Genomic DNA, 17,948 nt, shown 5'->3' with positions numbered 1-17,948 from the left:
CGCTATGCTTGCGTCTCGCCAAGCAGGCGGTCGACGAAATCCTTGAGGCCCGTAGCGCGGCTGCGCTTGAGCCGTTCGGCGGTCAGAATCGCTCTGATCGATTCATAGGCCGCCTGAAGATCGTCATTGACGATGACGTAGTCGTATTTCTCCCAGCGGGCGATCTCGTCGCGGGCGTTGCCGAGGCGCTTGGCGATGACCTCGGGCGCATCCTCCGCGCGCCGCACGAGCCGGGAGCGCAGTTCGGCCATCGAGGGCGGCAGAATGAAGATCGTGACGACGTCCTCGCGCGCCTTCTTGACGATCTGCTGCGTGCCCTGCCAGTCGATGTCGAACAGCACGTCGCGACCCTCGATCAGCGACGCCTCGACGTCCTTGCGCGGCGTGCCATAGCCGTTGCCATGGACCTCGGCCCATTCCAGCAAATCGTTGTGCAGGCGCATGGCGTCGAAGCTGGCACGGTCGATGAAGCGATAATGCACGCCGTCGATCTCGGAGGGGCGCTTGGGCCGCGTCGTCACCGAGATCGACAAATCGAGATTGTTCTCGCTCTGGGACAGGTTGCGGGTCAGCGTCGATTTGCCCGCGCCCGATGGCGAGGACAGGATCAGCATCAGGCCGCGGCGCGCCGGGCGAACGACATCAGCCATCAGGGCTCACTCCACATTCTGGACCTGCTCGCGCATCTGGTCGACGACGGTGCGCAGATCGAGCCCTATCCGCGACAGCCCGGCATCGCCGGCCTTGGCGCAGAGCGTCGAGGCTTCGCGGCCGAATTCCTGCGACAGGAAATCGAGCTTGCGGCCGATCGCGCCGCCCTGCACCAGGAGCGCACGCAAAGCCGCGACATGGGCATGCAGCCGGTCGAGTTCCTCGCGGATATCGGCCTTGACCGCCAGCAGCGCCGCTTCCTGATGCAGCCGTTGCGAATCGAGCGCGGCACTTGCCTCCAGCAGCGCGCCGACCTGGGCGGCAAGGCGCTCGCGAATCGCATCGGCACTACGGGCGGGGTGGCGCTCGGCCTCCGTCGCCAGCCGGGCGATCATGTCCATATGTCCGGCGATGATGGCCTCCAGCGCCCGTCCCTCGCTCTCGCGCGCCTGCTTCAGCGCGACGACGACGGCTTCCAGTCCCGCCAGCACGGGCGTCTCGATCGCACTGAAGGCATCCTGCGTCTCGTCGGCCAGTTCGACGACGCCGCGAAGGCCGAGCAGGCCGTCATAGGATACCGGCCGGATCGTCGGCGAGGCCGGCAGATGCGCGACGGCCTCCAGCAGCGCCGACAACGCCGCTTCATTGACGCGCAGGCGCGGCGGGCCGGCGTCGCTTGATACCGACAGGTTCACATGAAGCGTACCGCGCGAAAACGCACCCGTGATGCGCTTGCGGGCGGCCTCGGCCACGCTCTCGAAGCCAGGCGGAACGCGGACGCGGACATCGAGACCGCGGCCATTGACGCTGCGGATTTCCCACGCGAAGGCGTGAACGCCCGATGTGCCCGTGGCGCGGGCAAAACCGGTCATGCTTTCGATGGCCATGGCTGTCTTTCGTCTCCACCTGCGCAACCCGGCGGGACCGTAGTGACGGCGGCAGCGACGGGCAAGGGCGTGCGCGACGTGCGCGGCCTGCGGATGTGGATGGTCGCGCCTGTCGGTTCAGGGCCGCAGCGCGGGCACCTGCTTCGGCGAGTTCAGATCAAACGAGCGGTTGAGCAGCGGATCTTTCGTCGTGCCCTCGGAGGCGTCAAAGGCGCGCGCGCGTACCGTGCCAGCCTGGACGGCTCCACCAGGCGGGGCGACAGCCGCACCGGCGCGGCGGTTCGCCGGCACCGGGAAGCTCTCGACATCGCCGGTTTCGGTCACGGCGCGTTGCGGCGCTGGCGCTTCGCTGCGGGTATCGGGCGCCGGCGGCGGCTCGACCTTGTCGACCGAAGCCTCGGAGGGCGGCTTGCCCGGCTCGCGGCGGATCGTCTCGATCTGGCGCCAGCGGCCGACATTGCGGTTGTGCTGCTCAAGCGATTCCGCGAAGGCGTGGCCACCGCTGCCATCGGCGACGAAATAAAGATCCTTGGTCCGCGAATGGTTGACGACGGCTTCCATCGCCGCCCGGCCGGGATTGGCGATGGGTCCCGGCGGCAAGCCATCGATGACATAGGTGTTATAGGGCGTCGCCTGCGTGATCTCGTTGCGCTGGATCGAGCGGCCGAGCGTGCCCTTCCCGCCGACGATGCCGTAGACGATAGTCGGATCCGATTGCAGCTTCATGCGGCGGTTGAGTCGATTGATGAAGACGCCGGCGACGCGCGGGCGCTCGTCGGCGCGGCCGGTCTCCTTCTCGACGATCGAGGCCAAAGTCACCAGTTCCTGCGGCGTCTTGATCGGCAGGTCGGCCGGGCGCTTGGCCCAGATCGCGTTGAGCGCGATGCGCTGGTCGCGCGTCATTCTGTCGACGATGGCCTGACGCGTCGAGCCGCGCTGGAATTTGTAGGTGTCGGGCAGGATCGAGCCCTCGCGCGGCACCTGGATCACGTCCCCGGAGAGCAGGTCGTTGTCCTTGAGCCGCGAGATGATCTGCTCGCTGGTCAGGCCCTCGGGCACCGTGATCGAATGCTCGACGGCCTTGCCGTCGGCGATAATCTCGAGGATGTCCTGCTGGCTGGCGCGCGCCTTGAACAGGAATTCGCCGGCCTTGAGCTTGGTCCAGTTGCCGGTCACAAGCGCCGAGATCCGGAAAGCCCATGGGTGTTCGATCAGACCTTCGCGCTGCAGCAGGTCGGCAATCTCGGTCAGCCCGCTCTCCTTGGGAATGATCAGGACGCGGTCGCTGGCAAGCGGACCCGGAGCCTTGCTCTGGCTGCCGACGACGGCGATGCCGGCTCCCACGACGCCGGCCAACACGAGCAGCGCGGTGAAAAGCCCGCTCAGCATGGCGATAAACGGGCTGCGACGGCGGCGGCGCGCCTTGGGCGGCGGAGCCGGGGGAGCGACCGGCTTCAGCGCTTCCCTCGGGCTCTTCGGTGCGACGCGGGGCGGTTGATTCACGGAGATCGGACTCGCACTTTTTGGGTCGTCGGGGATCGCATCAGCCGGCCCGACCGTCGATCGACAAGCCTGCCGGAACTTGCCTGCCGAACTTGTCGCGATTTGCTCCGGCAGACTAGCGAAAATTATGGCGAAAGCGCGCTTTTCCCGCAGGCTTTCAGGCCACGAAACGCCGCAGCACCAGTGAAGCATTGGTGCCGCCGAAGCCGAAGGAGTTCGAGAGCACGATATCGATCGGCATCTTCCTGGCGACATGCGGCACGAGGTCGATGTCCGTTTCGACCGAGGGATTGTCGAGATTGATGGTCGGGGGAGCAATCTGGTCGCGGATCGCGAGAATCGAGAAGATCGCCTCGATCGAGCCGGCCGCGCCGAGCAGATGGCCCGTGGCCGACTTGGTCGAGGACATGGCCGGACGCTTGGGCGCATTGGCGAGCAGGCGCTCGACCGCGCGCAGCTCGATCTCGTCGCCCATCTGCGTCGAGGTGCCGTGCGCATTGATGTAGTCGAGGTCCGACGCCGCCAGGCCGGCCCGGTTCAGCGCGGCCTGCATGCAACGATAGGCGCCGTCGCCATCCTCGGCCGGAGAGGTGATGTGATAGGCGTCGCCCGACATGCCGTAGCCGACGACCTCGGCATAGATGCGCGCGCCGCGAGCCAGGGCGTGATCGAGCTCTTCCAGTACGACGACGCCGGCGCCCTCGCCCATGACGAAGCCGTCGCGGTCCTTGTCGTAAGGCCGCGAAGCTTTCTCGGGCGTGTCGTTGAAACCTGTGGATAGCGCGCGGCAAGCGCAGAAGCCGGCGATGCCGAGCCGATTGATCGCCGATTCGGTGCCGCCCGCGACCATCACATCGGCGTCGCCTAGCGCGACCATGCGAGCGGCGTCGCCGATGGCATGCGCGCCAGTCGAGCAGGCCGTGACGACGGCGTGATTGGGGCCTTTCAGCCCATTCTCGATCGAGACATAGCCGGCCGCGAGATTGCTGAGGCGGCCGGGAATGAAGAAGGGCGAGAGCCGGCGAGGCCCCCTCTCCTTGAGCAGAATCGACGCTTCGTAGATGCCGCCAAGGCCGCCGATGCCGGAGCCGATAGCGACGCCGGTCGCGCATTGGTCTTCATAGCTTTCGGGCGCCCAGTTCGCGTCGGTCAGCGCCTGCTTGGCTGCAGCCATCGCGAAGACGATGAAGTCGTCGACCTTGCGCTGCTCCTTGGGCTCCATCCAGTCGTCGGGATTGAAGCTGCCGGCGGAGCCGTCGCCGCGAACGATGTTGCAGGCGATGCGCGCCGGCAGATCGCTCGCGTCGAAGCTCGTAATCGGGCCAGCCCCGCTGTCGCCGGCCAGGATGCGTGACCAGGTCGGCTCGACGCCGCAGCCGAGCGGCGTCACCATGCCGAGGCCGGTGACGACGACGCGTCGCATCGCAAGGCTGCTTGGCATCGTAAGACTGCGTGAAGCCATGGGACTTTCTGAGACGGCCGACCGAAGGCCGCTCAGGCGGCCTTGGACAGGAATTTGACGGCGTCGCCCACGGTCACGATCGTCTCGGCCGCATCGTCGGGGATCTCGACGCTGAACTCTTCCTCGAAGGCCATCACCAGCTCGACGGTGTCGAGGCTGTCCGCACCCAGGTCCTCGATGAAGTTCGCGCCGTCGACGACCTTCTCCGGCTCGACGCCGAGATGCTCGACCACGATCTTCTTCACGCGCTCGGCGACATCGCTCATGGGTTTCTTCCTTAAAGCTTGAAAACACACCGCTGGATCGCGACGCGTATATGGAACCTCATTCCTGCTTCCCGCCATGCCGAAATGGCGCCAGCGAGCCGGAACTCTCAAAGCCTGCACAAACGCAACAACCGGGGTCGCGTCAAGTCCCCCCGGCACCCGCAGCCTGACCGCACGGCGCTAGTTAGCACAGCCGACAAGGGCTGGCGAGAGCGCGGCGCAGTTGCGAAGCATTCCGTTGAAAGCCTGGTAACCCTTTCAGATCATTGTCATTCCGCCATTGACGTGGAGCGTCTGCCCGGTCACGTAGGCCGCTTCCGCACTCGCCAGATAAGCAACCGCCGCGGCAACGTCGGCGCCCGAGCCGAGCCGGCCCATCGGCACGTCCGACAGGATGCCCTCGCGCTGCTTTTCGTTCAGCGCCTGCGTCATAGGGGATTCGATGAAGCCCGGCGCGACGACGTTGACGGTGATGTTGCGGCTGGCGACCTCGGCCGCGAGCGCCTTTGACATGCCGATGAGCCCGGCCTTTGAGGCGGCATAATTGCCCTGGCCGGGGTTGCCGGTCGTGCCGACCACCGAACCGATCGCGATGATGCGGCCATAGCGCCGGCGCATCATCGACTTCACGGCGGCGCGCGAGAGCCTGAAGGCGGCAGTCAGGTTGACCGCGATGACGCTGTCCCAGTCCTCGTCCTTGAGGCGCAGGAACAGGTTGTCCTTCGTCACGCCGGCATTGTTGACGAGGATGTCGAGCCCGCCGAGCTTCTCTTCCGCCGAGGGCACCAGAGCCTCGACCGAGTCCCGGTCGGCAAGATTGCAGGGCGCGATGACGGCGCGCTCGCCGAGTTCGGCGGCCAGCGCCTCCAGCGCCTCGATGCGCGTGCCCGACAGGGCGACGCTTGCCCCCTGCTGATGAAGCATGCGCGCGATTGCACCACCCAGTCCGCCGGTCGCGCCGGTGACCAAGGCTTTCTTGCCCGTCAGATCAAACATTCTGTCTCCCCGTTTTCGGCGTTCTGCCGTGTCACCCGTTCCGGGTCTTGTAATTCGCGATGTCCTCGGCCGTTCCCACCGAGATGGTCGTCGCGCCGGCGGCGATGCGTTTGCCGAGGCCTGCGAGAACCTTGCCGCTTCCAGCCTCGACGAAGTCCGTGACGCCGGCAGCGGCCATGGCGAGCACGCATTCGCGCCAGCGCACAGTGCCGGTGACCTGCGCCACCAGCGAGGCGCGGATGGCCTCGACATCGCTCAGCGGCTCCGCGCCGACATTGGCCATGACAGGCACGACGGGAGCCTGCATCGCGACCTCTGCGAGGGCCGCGCCCATCGCCTCGGCCGCCGGCTGCATCAGGGCGCAATGGAACGGAGCGGAGACGGGCAGCAGCATGGCGCGCTTGACGCCGCGTTCGGCCGACAGGGCGATCGCCCGCTCGATCGCACTTCTCGCGCCCGACAGCACGACCTGGCCGCCACCATTATCGTTGGCGACCTGGCAGATTTCGCCCTGAGCCGCATCAGAAGCGATCGAGCGCGCGAGGTCGAGTTCCGATCCAAGCAGGGCCGCCATAGCGCCCTGCCCCGCCGGCACGGCCTGCTGCATGGCGTCGCCACGAATTCGCAACAGGCGGGCCGTATCCGTGATGCTGAAGGTGCCAGCCGCAGCGAGCGCCGAGTATTCGCCAAGCGAATGCCCAGCGACGAAGGCGGCGTCGCGCTTCAGGTCGAGCCCGGCTTCGGCCTCGAGCACGCGGATGACGGCGAGGCTCACGGCCATCAGCGCCGGCTGGGCGTTGGCGGTCAGTGTCAGTTCCTCGGCCGGTCCTTCCCACATCAGCGTGGAGAGCTTCTGCGAGAGCGCGGCATCGACTTCGTCGAAGACGGCGCGGGCGGCGGGAAAGGCTTCGGCCAGGCTCTTGCCCATGCCGACGGACTGCGAGCCCTGGCCGGGAAAGATGAACGCGGTGGTCATTGCAGCAAACCTCGATCGTCACGCCATGGTGATCACGACGGCGCTGTCACATTGCTTGCGATGTCACGTCAAGCGAGCGAAGCGACATTTCTGGCGTTCTGGCCGGTTCCTTGCACGGATTTTGGTTGCGCGGACAGCTTCGAGCCTGTAACGACCGCCTCCTGCTTGTTCGGCCGGAGGCTGAACGGATGGCCGGGATCAAACCCGGCAGGTTCTTTGTCGAACCGTCATCCCGTGTCTCCGCCTTCGATGAAATCCTGTCGGGCCTTTCCAGGGCTCGGAGGGCTCCGCGCCGGGTGAAGCAGGGTGAAAAGAGAGAGGCCAATCCATGGCATTGTACGAGCATGTCCTGCTCGCGCGACAAGACGTCAGCGCTCAGCAGGTCGAAGCCCTTGTCGAGCAGTTCAAGGGCATTATCGAGGCGAATGGCGGCTCGGTTCCCAAGGTGGAGTACTGGGGCGTCAAGTCGCTCGGCTACCGCATCAACAAGAACCGCAAGGCCCATTACTCGCTCCTGAACATCAACGCCCCCTCCGCCGCGGTGCTGGAGATGGAGCGCCAGATGCGCATCAACGAAGATGTCCTGCGTTTCCTGACGGTTCGCGTCGAGGAACTCGAGGAAGGCCAGTCGGCCATGCTGCAGAAGCGTGATCGCGACGACCGGGGTGAGCGGGGCGACCGCTTCGACCGTGGAGGCCCGGGTGGCGGTGGTGACCGCTTCGACCGTGGCGGCGACCGCGGCGCTCCCCGTCGCGATCGTCCGCGTCGCGACGACGAAGGCACCGAAACCCAAACCGGCGCGGAGGCCTGAGCCATGTCGACTGCATCAGCCGGCGCTCGCCGCCCCTTCTTCCGCCGTCGCAAGTCCTGCCCCTTCTCGGGCGAGGGCGCTCCGAAGATCGACTACAAGGATGTGCGCCTGCTCTCGCGTTACATCTCCGAGCGCGGCAAGATCGTGCCGTCGCGCATCACGGCGGTCTCCGCCAAGAAGCAGCGCGAGCTCGCCCAGGCGATCAAGCGCGCCCGCTTTCTCGGCCTGCTGCCCTACGTCATCCGCTGAGCGGATCTGACATTGTCCGGCGGCGAGCGATCGCCGCCGGACAATCCACCCCGAGGCCGAATCGGTCCCGGATCTAACAGTCGCCCGATGGTGAGACTCCACCGGGTTCGTTGAGGCGATGAGCCTCTCACCCTGCCCGGCCCGAAAGGCCTGCGAGCAGCGGGACAGCAGGACGAGAGAATGCTTCCGATCGTAGGCATCGGCGCGGGCCTGGTATCGGCCCTGCTCTTCGCGGTGGTGATCATGGGATCGCCGCTGTCGGCATTGCTGTATTCGGCCGCCCCACTCCCGATCTTCATCGCCGCGCTCGGCTGGAACCACCGCGCCGGGCTCGTCGCCATCGCGGCCGGCACACTTGCCGTCGTCGCCGCGCTCAGCCCGACCGCCGGCATCGGCTTTGCGGTCATCATCGCGGTGCCGGCGTGGTGGATCGCCTATCTCGCCCTGCTGGCGCGCGAGGAGACCTCCGGCGTCGAGTGGTATCCGCTCGGGCGCTTGCTGCTCTGGATCGCCGCGACCGCAGCGCTCGTCACCGTCGGTAGCGCGCTGGTGATGACGACCGATTACGACGCCTATCGCGCCGTCATCGCCCGGATCATCGAAAACCTGCTCTCGGAGATGGTGAAGGCGAAGCTGCTGGCGCTGCCCGGCAACACCGGACTTCCGGAACTCGCCCAGAGCCTCGCCCCGGCCGTGCCGGTCGGCATCGGCGCTTCCTTCGTGACGACCATCGCCGCCAATCTCTGGCTCGCCGCGAAGGCGGTCAAGATTTCCGGCCGTCTGCCGCGCCCCTGGCCCGCCATTCCCGCGACGGTGCTGCCGCGTCAGGCGCTGGTGCTTTTGGCGCTGTCGGGCGTCATCTCCCTGCTCGGCGGCTTCATCGGCGTCGCCGGCGCGGCCATGACCGGAGCACTGCTCGCTGCCTTCATGTTCACCGGCCTGGCGATGCTGCACGACATCTCACGCGGGAAAGCCTGGCGCACGCCAATGCTGGTCTCCGTCTATGTCGCGCTGGTCATCATGCAGGCGCTGCTGACGCCTCTGCTGGCGCTCGCTGGCCTCCTCGACACCCTTTTTGGCCTGCGCAAGCGGGCCGCGCTGCCTCCACCACCCAATGCCTGACCATCAAACCCTGACCTGATAGGAGAAGACCATGGAAGTGATCCTGCTCGAACGCGTCGCCAAGCTCGGCCAGATGGGCGAAGTCGTCCGCGTCCGCGACGGCTTCGGCCGCAACTACCTGCTGGCTCGCGGCAAGGCGCTGCGCGCCACCGACGAAAACCGCAAGCGCTTCGAGAGCCAGAAGATCGAGCTCGAGACCCGCAACCTCGAACTCAAGTCCGAGGCCGACAAGGTCGCCGAGACGCTGAACGGCCACTCGATCGTGATCCTGCGCCAGTCGGGCGAATCCGGCGTGCTCTACGGCTCGGTCTCGACCCGCGACATCGCCGAGTCGCTGACCGCCGACGGCTTCCATGTCGGGCGTGGCCAGGTCACGCTGAACGCCCCGATCAAGACGCTGGGCCTGCACACCGTTCCGGTCGTGCTGCATCCGGAAGTTTCGGTGACGGTCACCGTCAACGTCGCCCGCTCGAAGGAAGAGGCCGAGCGCCAGGTTCGCGGCGAGAACGTCACGGCCCGCGAGGAGTTCGACCTCGACGATCTCGGCCTGGAAGTCGGCGCGGCGCTGGCGGAAGCCGGCGAGGACGATCGCTGAGACAAAGCCGGCTTCGGCCAAAGTGATCGAGGGCGTCGCGAGGGATCGCGGCGCCCTTTCTCATTCAGCTGATCCAAGGATCGATAAGTTCGATTCCGCAGCCTCGGAAATCCTTGACGTTTCGCGTTGCGAGTCGCCCTCCGTTGACGCGCGCGATCGCTGCAATCATGCCGTCAGGCGCACTCGTCGAACGCCCTTCACGCAGTGCTTCGCCCATGATCGAGCCGTAGACGAGAGCAGCGTCCTCCGTGAAACTGAAAATTTTACCCGCAAAGCGGCTGCGCCATTGGTCGAGATCTCGCTCAAGCCGTTGCGCGCGTTGATCCGGCCTGATGCGTTCAATTCCGAAAACGGTTTCGGCCAGGGCAACCGTCGAAAGCGCGAGGTCGCCATCGTGCCGATCCAGCCAAGCCAAGACGGCTTCATCCGGCCGCCGCCGACCCGTTTCCGACATGACGTTTGTATCGAGGAAAATCACAGATCGATGCCGCGATGCGGCTTCCGATTCTCTCGGATGACCGCCTCCAGATCGATGTCGTCTTCGTCGCTCGGCGCTCGCATCCGCGCATAAAACTCCGCTGCAGGCTCACGAACGGCCTGGCTTGCCTCGTAACGCTCCAGTGCCCTTTCTACGATCTGCGCCACGGTGCGTTTTTCGCGCTGCGCAAGCCTATGGGCGATATCGCGCGCGCGCGCGCTTCGAACGGAGAGTTGTGGTTCGGCCATGTCGATCTCCTCGGTACAGCAGGGGCACCGGGCAAAGAGCAATAGGCCGCGAAACGCCTGCCATCAAGATGGCAGTTGATGGCAAGATGGCAAACAACGCCATTCGCTCCTGTCAATCTCGACCAGCCTTGTGGATTACAGTGCAAATCTGATTCCCGACTCGCGTCGCCGTCGAATCTGGATACTGACACATGCTCAATGTGATCCGAGCGCCGGAGCCCATGGCCACAGCAACCGCCCTCGTCGCCCGTCTCGACAACCGCGAGGCGGAATATCGCGTCCAGCCTCACAACATCGAGGCCGAGCAGGCTTTGCTCGGCGCGATCCTGGTCAATAACGACGCTTTCTATCGCGTCTCCGACTTCCTGCTGCCGGACCATTTCTTCGAGCCGATCCACCAGCGTGTCTTCGAGTTGATGTCGAGCCTGGTCAGGGCCGGCAAGATTGCGACGCCGATCACGCTGAAGACCTTCGTCGGCGAAATGGATCTGGGCGGCATCACAGCCTCGCAATATCTCGCCCGCCTCGCAGCCGAGGCGACGACCGTTATCAATGCGCAGGACTATGGCCGCACGGTCTATGATCTTGCCATTCGCCGTCAGCTGATCGGCGTCGGCGAAGAGCTGGTCAACGTCGCCTATGACGCGCCAGTCGAGATGCCGCCGCGCGAGCAGATCGAGGAGGCCGAGCGCAAGCTCTATGAACTCGCGGAGAAGGGTCGGTACGAAGGCGGCTTCCAGAAGTTCGACGGGGCGCTGCGCACCGCGATCGATATGGCAGCCAACGCCTATCAGCGCGCCGGCGGTCTGTCGGGCATATCATCGGGTCTGCGCGATCTCGACCAGCGCATGGGCGGCCTGCAGGGTTCCGACCTGATCATCCTCGCCGGCCGTCCGGCCATGGGCAAGACCTCGCTTGCCACCAACATCGCTTTCAACATCGCAAAAGCCTGGCGTGGCGAGCGGCAGGAGGATGGTTCGATCAAGTCGGTCGATGGCGGCATCGTCGGCTTCTTCTCGCTCGAAATGTCGTCCGACCAGCTCGCGACGCGTATCGTCGCCGAGCAGTCGGGCATCTCGTCCTACAAGATCAGGCAGGGTCGCATCACCGAAGGCGATTTCGCCCGGCTGACCGATGTCGCGGCGCAGATCGAGAAGCTGCCGCTCTATATCGACCAGACCGGCGGCATCTCGATCGCGCAGTTGATGGCGCGCGCGCGCCGGCTCAAGCGCCAGAAGGGGCTCGACGTCCTGTTCATCGACTACCTGCAGCTGTTGTCGGGCTCGAACAAGAACGGCCAGAACCGCGTGCAGGAACTGACCGAAATTACCACCAGCCTCAAGGCGTTGGCGAAGGAACTCGTCGTGCCGATCATCGCGCTCTCGCAGCTTTCGCGACAGGTGGAAAGCCGCGACGACAAGCGCCCGCAGCTCTCGGACCTGCGTGAATCCGGATCGATCGAACAGGACGCCGACGTCGTCATGTTCGTCTATCGCGAGGAATATTATCTGAAGGGCAAGGAGCCGCGGCCGGGAACCGAGGACCACAACAAGTGGCAGGTCGAGATGGAAGCGGCGCACGGGCAGGCAGAGCTGATCATCGGCAAGCAGCGCCACGGCCCGACCGGGACCGTGCAGTTGCAGTTCGACGCGGAGGTCACGCGCTTCTCCGACCGGGCCCAGGACGACCATCTGCCGGAGCGCATGTGAACCCCTTCGACACGCCAGACGCCGGGACGGCCGGCTCGATCCTGACGATCGATCTCGGCGCATTGGTCGCCAACTGGCGTGCGCTTGGCGCGCGCGCGGGCACGCAAGCCGGCGCGGTCGTCAAGGCGAACGCCTACGGCACCGGCATCGAGCCAACCGTGACGGCGCTCGGCCACGCCGGCTGCACGACGTTCTTCGTCGCGCATCTGTCGGAGGGTGTCCGCGCCCGCTCGGTGGCTCCCGACGCGACGATCTACGTTCTGAACGGTCTGCTCCCGGGGAGCTGTGGCGCCTATGCCGCTCATGCCTTGTCCCCGGTGCTGGGCTCGCAGGAGGAATTGCTGGAATGGGCCGCTTTCCGGCAGAGCGGCGCGAATGTCCGGCCTGCGGCCCTGCATGTCGATACCGCGATGAACCGGCTCGGCCTGTGGCCCGGCGAAGGCCTGAGCCTGGCGCGCGAGCGCGGCAGCGCCATCGCGGCAGCCGGGATCGGGCTGGTGATGAGCCATTTCACCTCGTCCGAGGACGAGGCCGATCCGGCCAATGCCCGCCAGATCGCGGCCTTTGCCGAGATTGCCGCCGCCTTGCCCGACCTGCCGGCTTCGCTGAAGAACTCGTCGGGGCATTTTCTGAGCGGCTGCCCGTCCTATCAGCTGACCCGGCCGGGCTATGCGCTCTATGGCGGCAACCCGACGCCGGGAAAGCCCAATCCGATGAAAGCCGTCATCGGGCTGGACGCCCGCATCATTCAGTTGCGCGAGGTCGAGGCCGGGACACAGGTCGGCTATAACGGCCGCTGGACCGCGAAGGGAAAGCGCAAGCTCGCGACGATCTGCCTTGGCTATGCCGACGGCTATCCGCGCAATGCGAGCTGGACCGACAGGGTCACCGGCGGCTCGGCGCTGGTGGGTGGCGTGATCTGCCCCTTCGTCGGCACCGTCTCGATGGATCTCATCATCGTCGATGTCAGCGACGCGCCGGCGAGCGCGGTGGCGCGCGGTGCGCCGGTCACGCTGATCGGTGGCGCGCTCGATCTCGACGTGGTCGGCGCGGGCGCAAAGACCAGCGGTTACGAGATACTGACCAGCCTCGGCCGGCGGCATGCGCGCCGCCATGTCGGGCTTTGACCCGGTCCGTCATGGTCGGGCTTGACCCGGCCATCTCTCGCACATGCTAGCTGGTCATAAGATTCTCGGGGCGAGCCCGAGAATGACGCCCGCGGCGGCGGGGGAGGAAATACGAGGATGGCCAAGCGCGGCCCCACCTATATCTGCCAAGCCTGCGGCGCGGTCTATCATCGCTGGCAGGGCAAGTGCGATTCATGCGGCACCTGGTCGTCGCTGTCCGAGGAGGCGCAGGCTGCGCCCGTTCCCGGTGCGCGAGGCGCTTCCGGCGGCAAACCCAGAGGACGTGTCTTCGCGCTAGAGACGCTGAAGGGCGACACCCAGGACGCGCCCCGCATCAAGGCCGGCATCGGCGAACTCGACCGGGTGACGGGCGGCGGCTTCGTGCCGGGTTCGGTGCTGCTGATGGGCGGCAATCCCGGCATCGGCAAGTCGACGCTGCTGATGCAGGCCTGCGCGGCGCTGGCCTCGTCGGGCCAGCGCGTCGTCTATGTCTCGGGCGAGGAATCGACCGGACAGGTCCGTCTGCGGGCCGAGCGCATGGGGCTGGCCGAAGCGCCTGTCGATCTTGCGGCCGAAACCAATGTCGAGGACATCATCGCGACGCTGAGCCAGGGCAAGCGCCCGGCGCTGGTCATCATCGATTCGATCCAGACGATGTGGTCGGGCGATGTCGAGAGCGCGCCTGGCACCGTGACGCAGGTGCGCGGTTCGGCCCAGTCGCTGATCCGCTACGCCAAGACCAGCGGCGCCTGCCTGATCCTCGTCGGGCACGTCACCAAGGACGGCCAGATCGCCGGTCCCCGCGTGGTCGAGCACATGGTCGATGCCGTGCTCTCCTTCGAGGGCGAAGGCGTCCACGCCTTCCGCATCTTGCGCGCCCAGAAGAACCGTTTCGGGCCGACCGACGAGATCGGCGTGTTCGAGATGACTGGCTTGGGTCTGTCCGAGGTCACAAATCCCTCGGCGATGTTCCTGGCGGGGCGCGATCAGGCTGCGCCGGGTGCGGCGGTGTTTGCCGGCATCGAGGGCACGCGGCCGGTGCTGGTCGAGATCCAGGCGCTGGTTTCAGCCACATCGCTGGGCACGCCGCGCCGCGCCGTCGTCGGCTGGGAAAGCAGCCGCCTCGCCATGGTGCTGGCGGTGCTGGAATCGCATGGTGGTCTGAGGCTCGGTCAGCATGACGTCTATCTCAACGTCGCCGGCGGCATGAGGGTCAACGAGCCGGCGGCGGACCTTGCGGTCGCCGCTGCACTGGTCTCCTCGCTGAGCGGCGCGATCCTGCCGTCCGAGGCGGTCTATTTCGGGGAGATCGCGCTATCGGGGGCGATTCGGCCGGTCTCGGTTTCGGCGGCGCGGCTGCGCGAAGCCTCCAAGCTCGGCTTCGAGCAGGCGCTGATGCCGTCTGGCGGAGCGGATTTCGGCGATGGCGGCGGCCTGGCCCTGCGCCGATTCGGGCATGTCACGGAACTTGTTGCCGATATCGCCGCCCGCGCGCCTCGCAGAGATGTGAAATGACGCGGTCGCGAGGGTGACGCCGCGCCTGCAAACGCGTATAGCAAAATCGATGCGGCCAACCCATTTAGGGCCGGCCTTCCTGCGATCTTAGCGAAGCGGCCTTTCAATGCCAGTCACCATCCTCGATCTCGTCGTTGTCGGCGTGGTTCTGATCTCGGCATTGCTGGCCGCCGTGCGCGGATTGACGCGTGAGGTTCTTGCGATCGCCTCCTGGGTCGCGGCTGCGGCCGTCGCCTGGGTGTTCCATCCGCAGCTTCTGCCGCTGGCCGAGCAGTACATCCCCAACAAGACGGTTTCGCTGATCGCGGCTATCGCGGTTTTGTTCCTAGTGACCCTGATCATCGTCTCGCTGATCACGGCCCGGATTTCCGATTTCGTGCTCGATTCGCGCATCGGCGCGCTCGACCGCACGCTCGGCTTCATCTTCGGCGCCGGCCGCGGGCTGCTGCTCGCCGTGATCGGCTATCTCTTCTTCACGGCCCTGGTGCCCGAGAAGCTTCAGCCCGCCTGGGCGCGCGAGGCAAAGGCCAAACCGATCCTGGAAGAAACCGGCCGCTCGCTCTTGACGATGCTGCCCCAGGACATCAACTCCGACATCATCAAGAAGATGCTGAAGCCCAAGACCGGCGACGAGCCGACCGAGGCGCCCGCCGAAGAGCCGAAGACGCCCCCGGTGAGCCCGACCGCCGACCCGCAAAAACGCACCCAGGTGCCCAACGCCAACGACCGTCAGGCGCTTCAGCGCGTGATCGATTCGACCAAGCCCGCGACGCCTGCCCAAACCCGTCCGTAATTCGCGCGTAGAGACAAAGCCTGTCCCAGCGCCTGGAGCCTGCGATGACGTTTCAGTCAGAGCCTGACACCGCCTTCGATCCCAATGCCGACCGGCTGCGGGAGGAATGCGGCGTGTTCGGCATCTTTGGTCATGCCGACGCCGCCGCTCTGACGGCGCTGGGTCTGCATGCCCTGCAGCATCGCGGACAGGAGGCGGCCGGCATCGTCACCTTCGACGGCAAGCGTTTCCACTCGGAGCGCCGGCTCGGCCTTGTCGGCGACGCCTTCTCCGAGGTCTCGGTCATCGAGAAGCTGAAGGGCACGCAGGCGATCGGCCATGTCCGCTATTCGACGACTGGCGAGACCATCCTGCGCAACGTCCAGCCGCTCTTCGCCGAACTGCATGGCGGTGGTTTCGCCGTCGCCCATAACGGCAACCTGACCAACGGGCTGACGCTACGCCGCAACCTCGTGCGGGACGGCGCGATCTACCAGTCGACTTCCGACACCGAAGTTCTTCTTCAACTCGTCGCGCGCAGCCGCAAGGCGCGCTTCATCGAGCGCTTCGTCGAGGCGATCCGCCAGATCGAGGGCGCCTATGCCTTCGTCGGCATGACCAACAAGAAGCTGATCGGCGCGCGCGACCCGCTCGGGATCCGCCCGCTGGTGCTGGGCGAGCTCGACGGTTGCCCGATCCTGACCTCGGAAACCTGCGCGCTCGACATCATCGGCGCGAAATTCGTCCGCGAGGTCGAGAATGGCGAGGTCGTCGTGATCTCGGAAAGCGGGATCGAGAGCCACAAGCCGTTCCCGCCGATGGTCGAGCGGCCCTGCATCTTCGAATACATCTATTTCGCCCGGCCCGATTCGATCGTGAAGGGCCAGAGCATCTATGAGCGCCGCAAGCGCATGGGCGCACAGCTCGCCGCCGAAGCTCCGGCGAACGCCGACGTCATCGTGCCCGTGCCCGATTCCGGCGTGCCCGCCGCGCTCGGATATGCCCAGGCGAGCGGCATCCCCTTCGAGCTCGGCATCATCCGCAACCATTATGTCGGGCGCACCTTCATCGAGCCGACGCAGAAGGTTCGCGAACTCGGCGTGCGCCTGAAGCACTCGGCCAACCGCTCGGTCGTCGAGGGCAAGAGCATCGTGCTGGTCGACGATTCGATCGTGCGCGGCACGACGTCGCTGAAGATCGTCAAGATGATGCGCGAGGCCGGCGCTCGCGAGGTGCATTTCCGCATCTCCTCGCCGCCGATCACGCATCCCGATTATTACGGCATCGATACGCCCGATCGCGAAAAGCTGCTGGCGGCGACGCATTCGCTCGAGGAGATGCGCCAGTTCGTCGGCGCCGACTCGCTTGCCTTCCTGTCGGTCGATGGGCTCTATCGCGCCATGGGCCATGAGCGCCGCGACCCGGTTAGGCCGCAGTTCACAGACCATTGCTTCACCGGCGACTATCCGACCTCGCTGACCGACGTGATCGGCGAGAGCGCCAAGCAGCAGATCTCGCTGCTGGCCGAAGCCGGCTGAGCCTTCAGGGCCCTCAATGACCAAGCCTCTCGCAGGGCGCGTCGCGCTCGTCACCGGCGCGTCGCGCGGGATCGGCCGGGCTGCCGCGCTCGCCTATGCGGAAGCCGGCGCGCATGTCGTGGCGCTGGCGCGCACCACGGGTGCGCTCGAGGAACTCGACGACGAGATTCAGGCGCTCGGCAGCACCGCAACGCTCGTGCCTGTCGATCTCGGCGATGCCGCCGCGATCGAGAAGCTTGGACCGGCGCTGCTGGCGCGCTGGGGCAAGCTCGACATCCTGCTGGCCAATGCCGGGATGCTCGGCCCGCTGACGCCGCTGACCCATGTCACGCCGAAGGAGTGGGCCACCGTCTTCGACACCAATGTCACGGCCAACTGGCGGCTGCTGAAATCGGTCGAGCCGGCCCTGCAGGCGTCGGATGCGGCGCGCGTGATCCTGATGTCGTCGGGCGCCGCACATCGGTGCCTGGCTTATTGGGGGCCGTATTCGATCTCGAAAGCCGCCGTCGAGGCGATGGCGCGGACCTATGCGGCCGAGACCGTGACGACGCCGACACGGGTCATGATGGTCAATCCGGGGCCGCTGCGCACCAAGATGCGGGCGGAGGCAATGCCCGGCGAAGACCCGCAGACGCTGCGCACGCCGGAAGACCTCGCGCCGCATCTGGTCAGGTTCTCGTCGCCGGACTGGAACGAAACGGGGAAGATTTTCGATTTCCCTCAAGGGAAAGTGCTGACGCCGCAGATGCCGGGCTGATCCCGGTCGCGCGTTTCAGGTTCATCGCTGCGCGATGCCCTAGAGCGTCGGACTGAAAACTGGAATCGTGGGATTCCCTTGAGGGCTGCTTTGTGATTCACCGTTTCTGGAGGTGGATCATGGGTCGCAGCTATTCGGATGATTTGCGTGCGCGCGTCGTGGGTTTTGTCGAAGCAGGGCATTCGCGTCGGGCTGCGGCCCGGCATTTCGGGGTGAGCGAGAGCTTTGCGGTCAAGCTGCTGCAAAGGGTCTTGCGTTTGAAGACGGCCCGGCAAGACGGCCCGGC

Annotated in this window: 20 protein-coding genes; 11 read left to right on the top strand and 9 right to left on the bottom strand. The window is 66.1% G+C overall.

What is annotated here, in order from left to right:
* Window positions 1-2 precede the first annotated feature (2 nt).
* The 7 genes from gmk to fabD all read right to left on the bottom strand — a co-directional run bounded on the left by gmk (window position 3) and on the right by fabD (window position 6,741).
* Window positions 3-650 carry a guanylate kinase gene (gene gmk / locus AC1DZY_RS18845; protein ID WP_476821675.1) on the bottom strand — a complete coding sequence of 216 codons (648 nt, stop codon included), beginning with the start codon at window positions 648-650 and terminating at the stop codon, window positions 3-5.
* Window positions 651-656: 6 nt separating this feature from the next.
* On the bottom strand, window positions 657-1,538 hold the full coding sequence (locus AC1DZY_RS18840) for a YicC/YloC family endoribonuclease (protein ID WP_476821674.1): 882 nt from the start codon (window positions 1,536-1,538) through the stop codon (window positions 657-659).
* 117 nt (window positions 1,539-1,655) lie between these two features.
* A complete protein-coding gene (gene mltG, locus AC1DZY_RS18835) occupies window positions 1,656-3,047 on the bottom strand; it encodes an endolytic transglycosylase MltG (protein WP_476821788.1) in 1,392 nt (463 codons plus the stop codon).
* 151 nt (window positions 3,048-3,198) lie between these two features.
* Window positions 3,199-4,464 (bottom strand): beta-ketoacyl-ACP synthase II, encoded by a 1,266-nt coding sequence (fabF, locus tag AC1DZY_RS18830; protein WP_476821787.1) that lies wholly within the window; start codon window positions 4,462-4,464, stop codon window positions 3,199-3,201.
* 71 nt (window positions 4,465-4,535) lie between these two features.
* Complete coding sequence (locus AC1DZY_RS18825; RefSeq protein ID WP_476821673.1) at window positions 4,536-4,769, bottom strand: acyl carrier protein; 234 nt, start codon at window positions 4,767-4,769, stop codon at window positions 4,536-4,538.
* A 258-nt stretch (window positions 4,770-5,027) separates the two neighbouring features.
* Window positions 5,028-5,765 (bottom strand): 3-oxoacyl-[acyl-carrier-protein] reductase, encoded by a 738-nt coding sequence (gene fabG / locus AC1DZY_RS18820; RefSeq protein ID WP_476821672.1) that lies wholly within the window; start codon window positions 5,763-5,765, stop codon window positions 5,028-5,030.
* A 31-nt stretch (window positions 5,766-5,796) separates the two neighbouring features.
* Window positions 5,797-6,741 (bottom strand): ACP S-malonyltransferase, encoded by a 945-nt coding sequence (fabD, locus tag AC1DZY_RS18815; RefSeq protein WP_476821671.1) that lies wholly within the window; start codon window positions 6,739-6,741, stop codon window positions 5,797-5,799.
* Between the two features lie 328 nt (window positions 6,742-7,069).
* Between fabD and rpsF the strand changes: the two genes are divergently transcribed.
* The 4 genes from rpsF to rplI all read left to right on the top strand — a co-directional run bounded on the left by rpsF (window position 7,070) and on the right by rplI (window position 9,518).
* Window positions 7,070-7,552, top strand: coding sequence for a 30S ribosomal protein S6 (gene rpsF / locus AC1DZY_RS18810; RefSeq protein WP_476821670.1), 483 nt, complete (start codon window positions 7,070-7,072; stop codon window positions 7,550-7,552).
* 3 nt (window positions 7,553-7,555) lie between these two features.
* Window positions 7,556-7,801 (top strand): 30S ribosomal protein S18, encoded by a 246-nt coding sequence (gene rpsR, locus AC1DZY_RS18805; protein WP_038367644.1) that lies wholly within the window; start codon window positions 7,556-7,558, stop codon window positions 7,799-7,801.
* Between the two features lie 180 nt (window positions 7,802-7,981).
* Window positions 7,982-8,923 carry a DUF2232 domain-containing protein gene (locus tag AC1DZY_RS18800; protein ID WP_476821669.1) on the top strand — a complete coding sequence of 314 codons (942 nt, stop codon included), beginning with the start codon at window positions 7,982-7,984 and terminating at the stop codon, window positions 8,921-8,923.
* Between the two features lie 31 nt (window positions 8,924-8,954).
* Window positions 8,955-9,518 carry a 50S ribosomal protein L9 gene (gene rplI / locus AC1DZY_RS18795; protein ID WP_476821668.1) on the top strand — a complete coding sequence of 188 codons (564 nt, stop codon included), beginning with the start codon at window positions 8,955-8,957 and terminating at the stop codon, window positions 9,516-9,518.
* Window positions 9,519-9,582: 64 nt separating this feature from the next.
* On the opposite strand, the gene AC1DZY_RS18790 is transcribed toward rplI, so the two are convergent.
* On the bottom strand, window positions 9,583-9,996 hold the full coding sequence (locus AC1DZY_RS18790) for a PIN domain-containing protein (RefSeq protein WP_476821667.1): 414 nt from the start codon (window positions 9,994-9,996) through the stop codon (window positions 9,583-9,585).
* Window positions 9,993-10,244 carry a plasmid stabilization protein gene (locus AC1DZY_RS18785; protein WP_476821666.1) on the bottom strand — a complete coding sequence of 84 codons (252 nt, stop codon included), beginning with the start codon at window positions 10,242-10,244 and terminating at the stop codon, window positions 9,993-9,995. The genes AC1DZY_RS18790 and AC1DZY_RS18785 overlap by 4 nt, the downstream gene beginning before the upstream one ends.
* A gap of 221 nt (window positions 10,245-10,465) precedes the next feature.
* Here AC1DZY_RS18785 and AC1DZY_RS18780 point away from each other — a divergent pair, with 221 nt between their 5' ends.
* The 7 genes from AC1DZY_RS18780 to AC1DZY_RS18750 all read left to right on the top strand — a co-directional run.
* The gene (locus AC1DZY_RS18780) at window positions 10,466-11,953 is read left to right on the top strand and encodes a replicative DNA helicase (RefSeq protein WP_476821665.1); all 1,488 of its coding nucleotides are present in this window, start codon (window positions 10,466-10,468) and stop codon (window positions 11,951-11,953) included.
* Window positions 11,950-13,080: an alanine racemase gene (gene alr, locus AC1DZY_RS18775; RefSeq protein ID WP_476821664.1), complete on the top strand. Its 1,131-nt coding sequence runs from the start codon at window positions 11,950-11,952 to the stop codon at window positions 13,078-13,080. Before AC1DZY_RS18780 ends, alr begins: the two co-directional genes overlap by 4 nt.
* 117 nt (window positions 13,081-13,197) lie before the next feature.
* Window positions 13,198-14,595: a DNA repair protein RadA gene (gene radA / locus AC1DZY_RS18770; RefSeq protein ID WP_476821663.1), complete on the top strand. Its 1,398-nt coding sequence runs from the start codon at window positions 13,198-13,200 to the stop codon at window positions 14,593-14,595.
* A gap of 106 nt (window positions 14,596-14,701) precedes the next feature.
* The gene (locus AC1DZY_RS18765) at window positions 14,702-15,388 is read left to right on the top strand and encodes a CvpA family protein (protein WP_476821662.1); all 687 of its coding nucleotides are present in this window, start codon (window positions 14,702-14,704) and stop codon (window positions 15,386-15,388) included.
* A 44-nt stretch (window positions 15,389-15,432) separates the two neighbouring features.
* Window positions 15,433-16,905 (top strand): amidophosphoribosyltransferase, encoded by a 1,473-nt coding sequence (purF, locus tag AC1DZY_RS18760; RefSeq protein ID WP_476821661.1) that lies wholly within the window; start codon window positions 15,433-15,435, stop codon window positions 16,903-16,905.
* Window positions 16,906-16,921: 16 nt separating this feature from the next.
* Window positions 16,922-17,662 (top strand): SDR family NAD(P)-dependent oxidoreductase, encoded by a 741-nt coding sequence (locus AC1DZY_RS18755; protein WP_476821660.1) that lies wholly within the window; start codon window positions 16,922-16,924, stop codon window positions 17,660-17,662.
* Window positions 17,663-17,781: 119 nt separating this feature from the next.
* Window positions 17,782-17,948 (top strand): helix-turn-helix domain-containing protein (locus tag AC1DZY_RS18750; RefSeq protein WP_476821786.1); only part of this gene is annotated, 167 nt, incomplete at its 3' end.

Source organism: Allobosea sp. P2_A10, assembly GCF_056405115.1.
The sequence above is the reverse complement of the archived record's forward strand: the minus strand, read 5'-3'. Positions and strand labels throughout refer to the sequence as shown.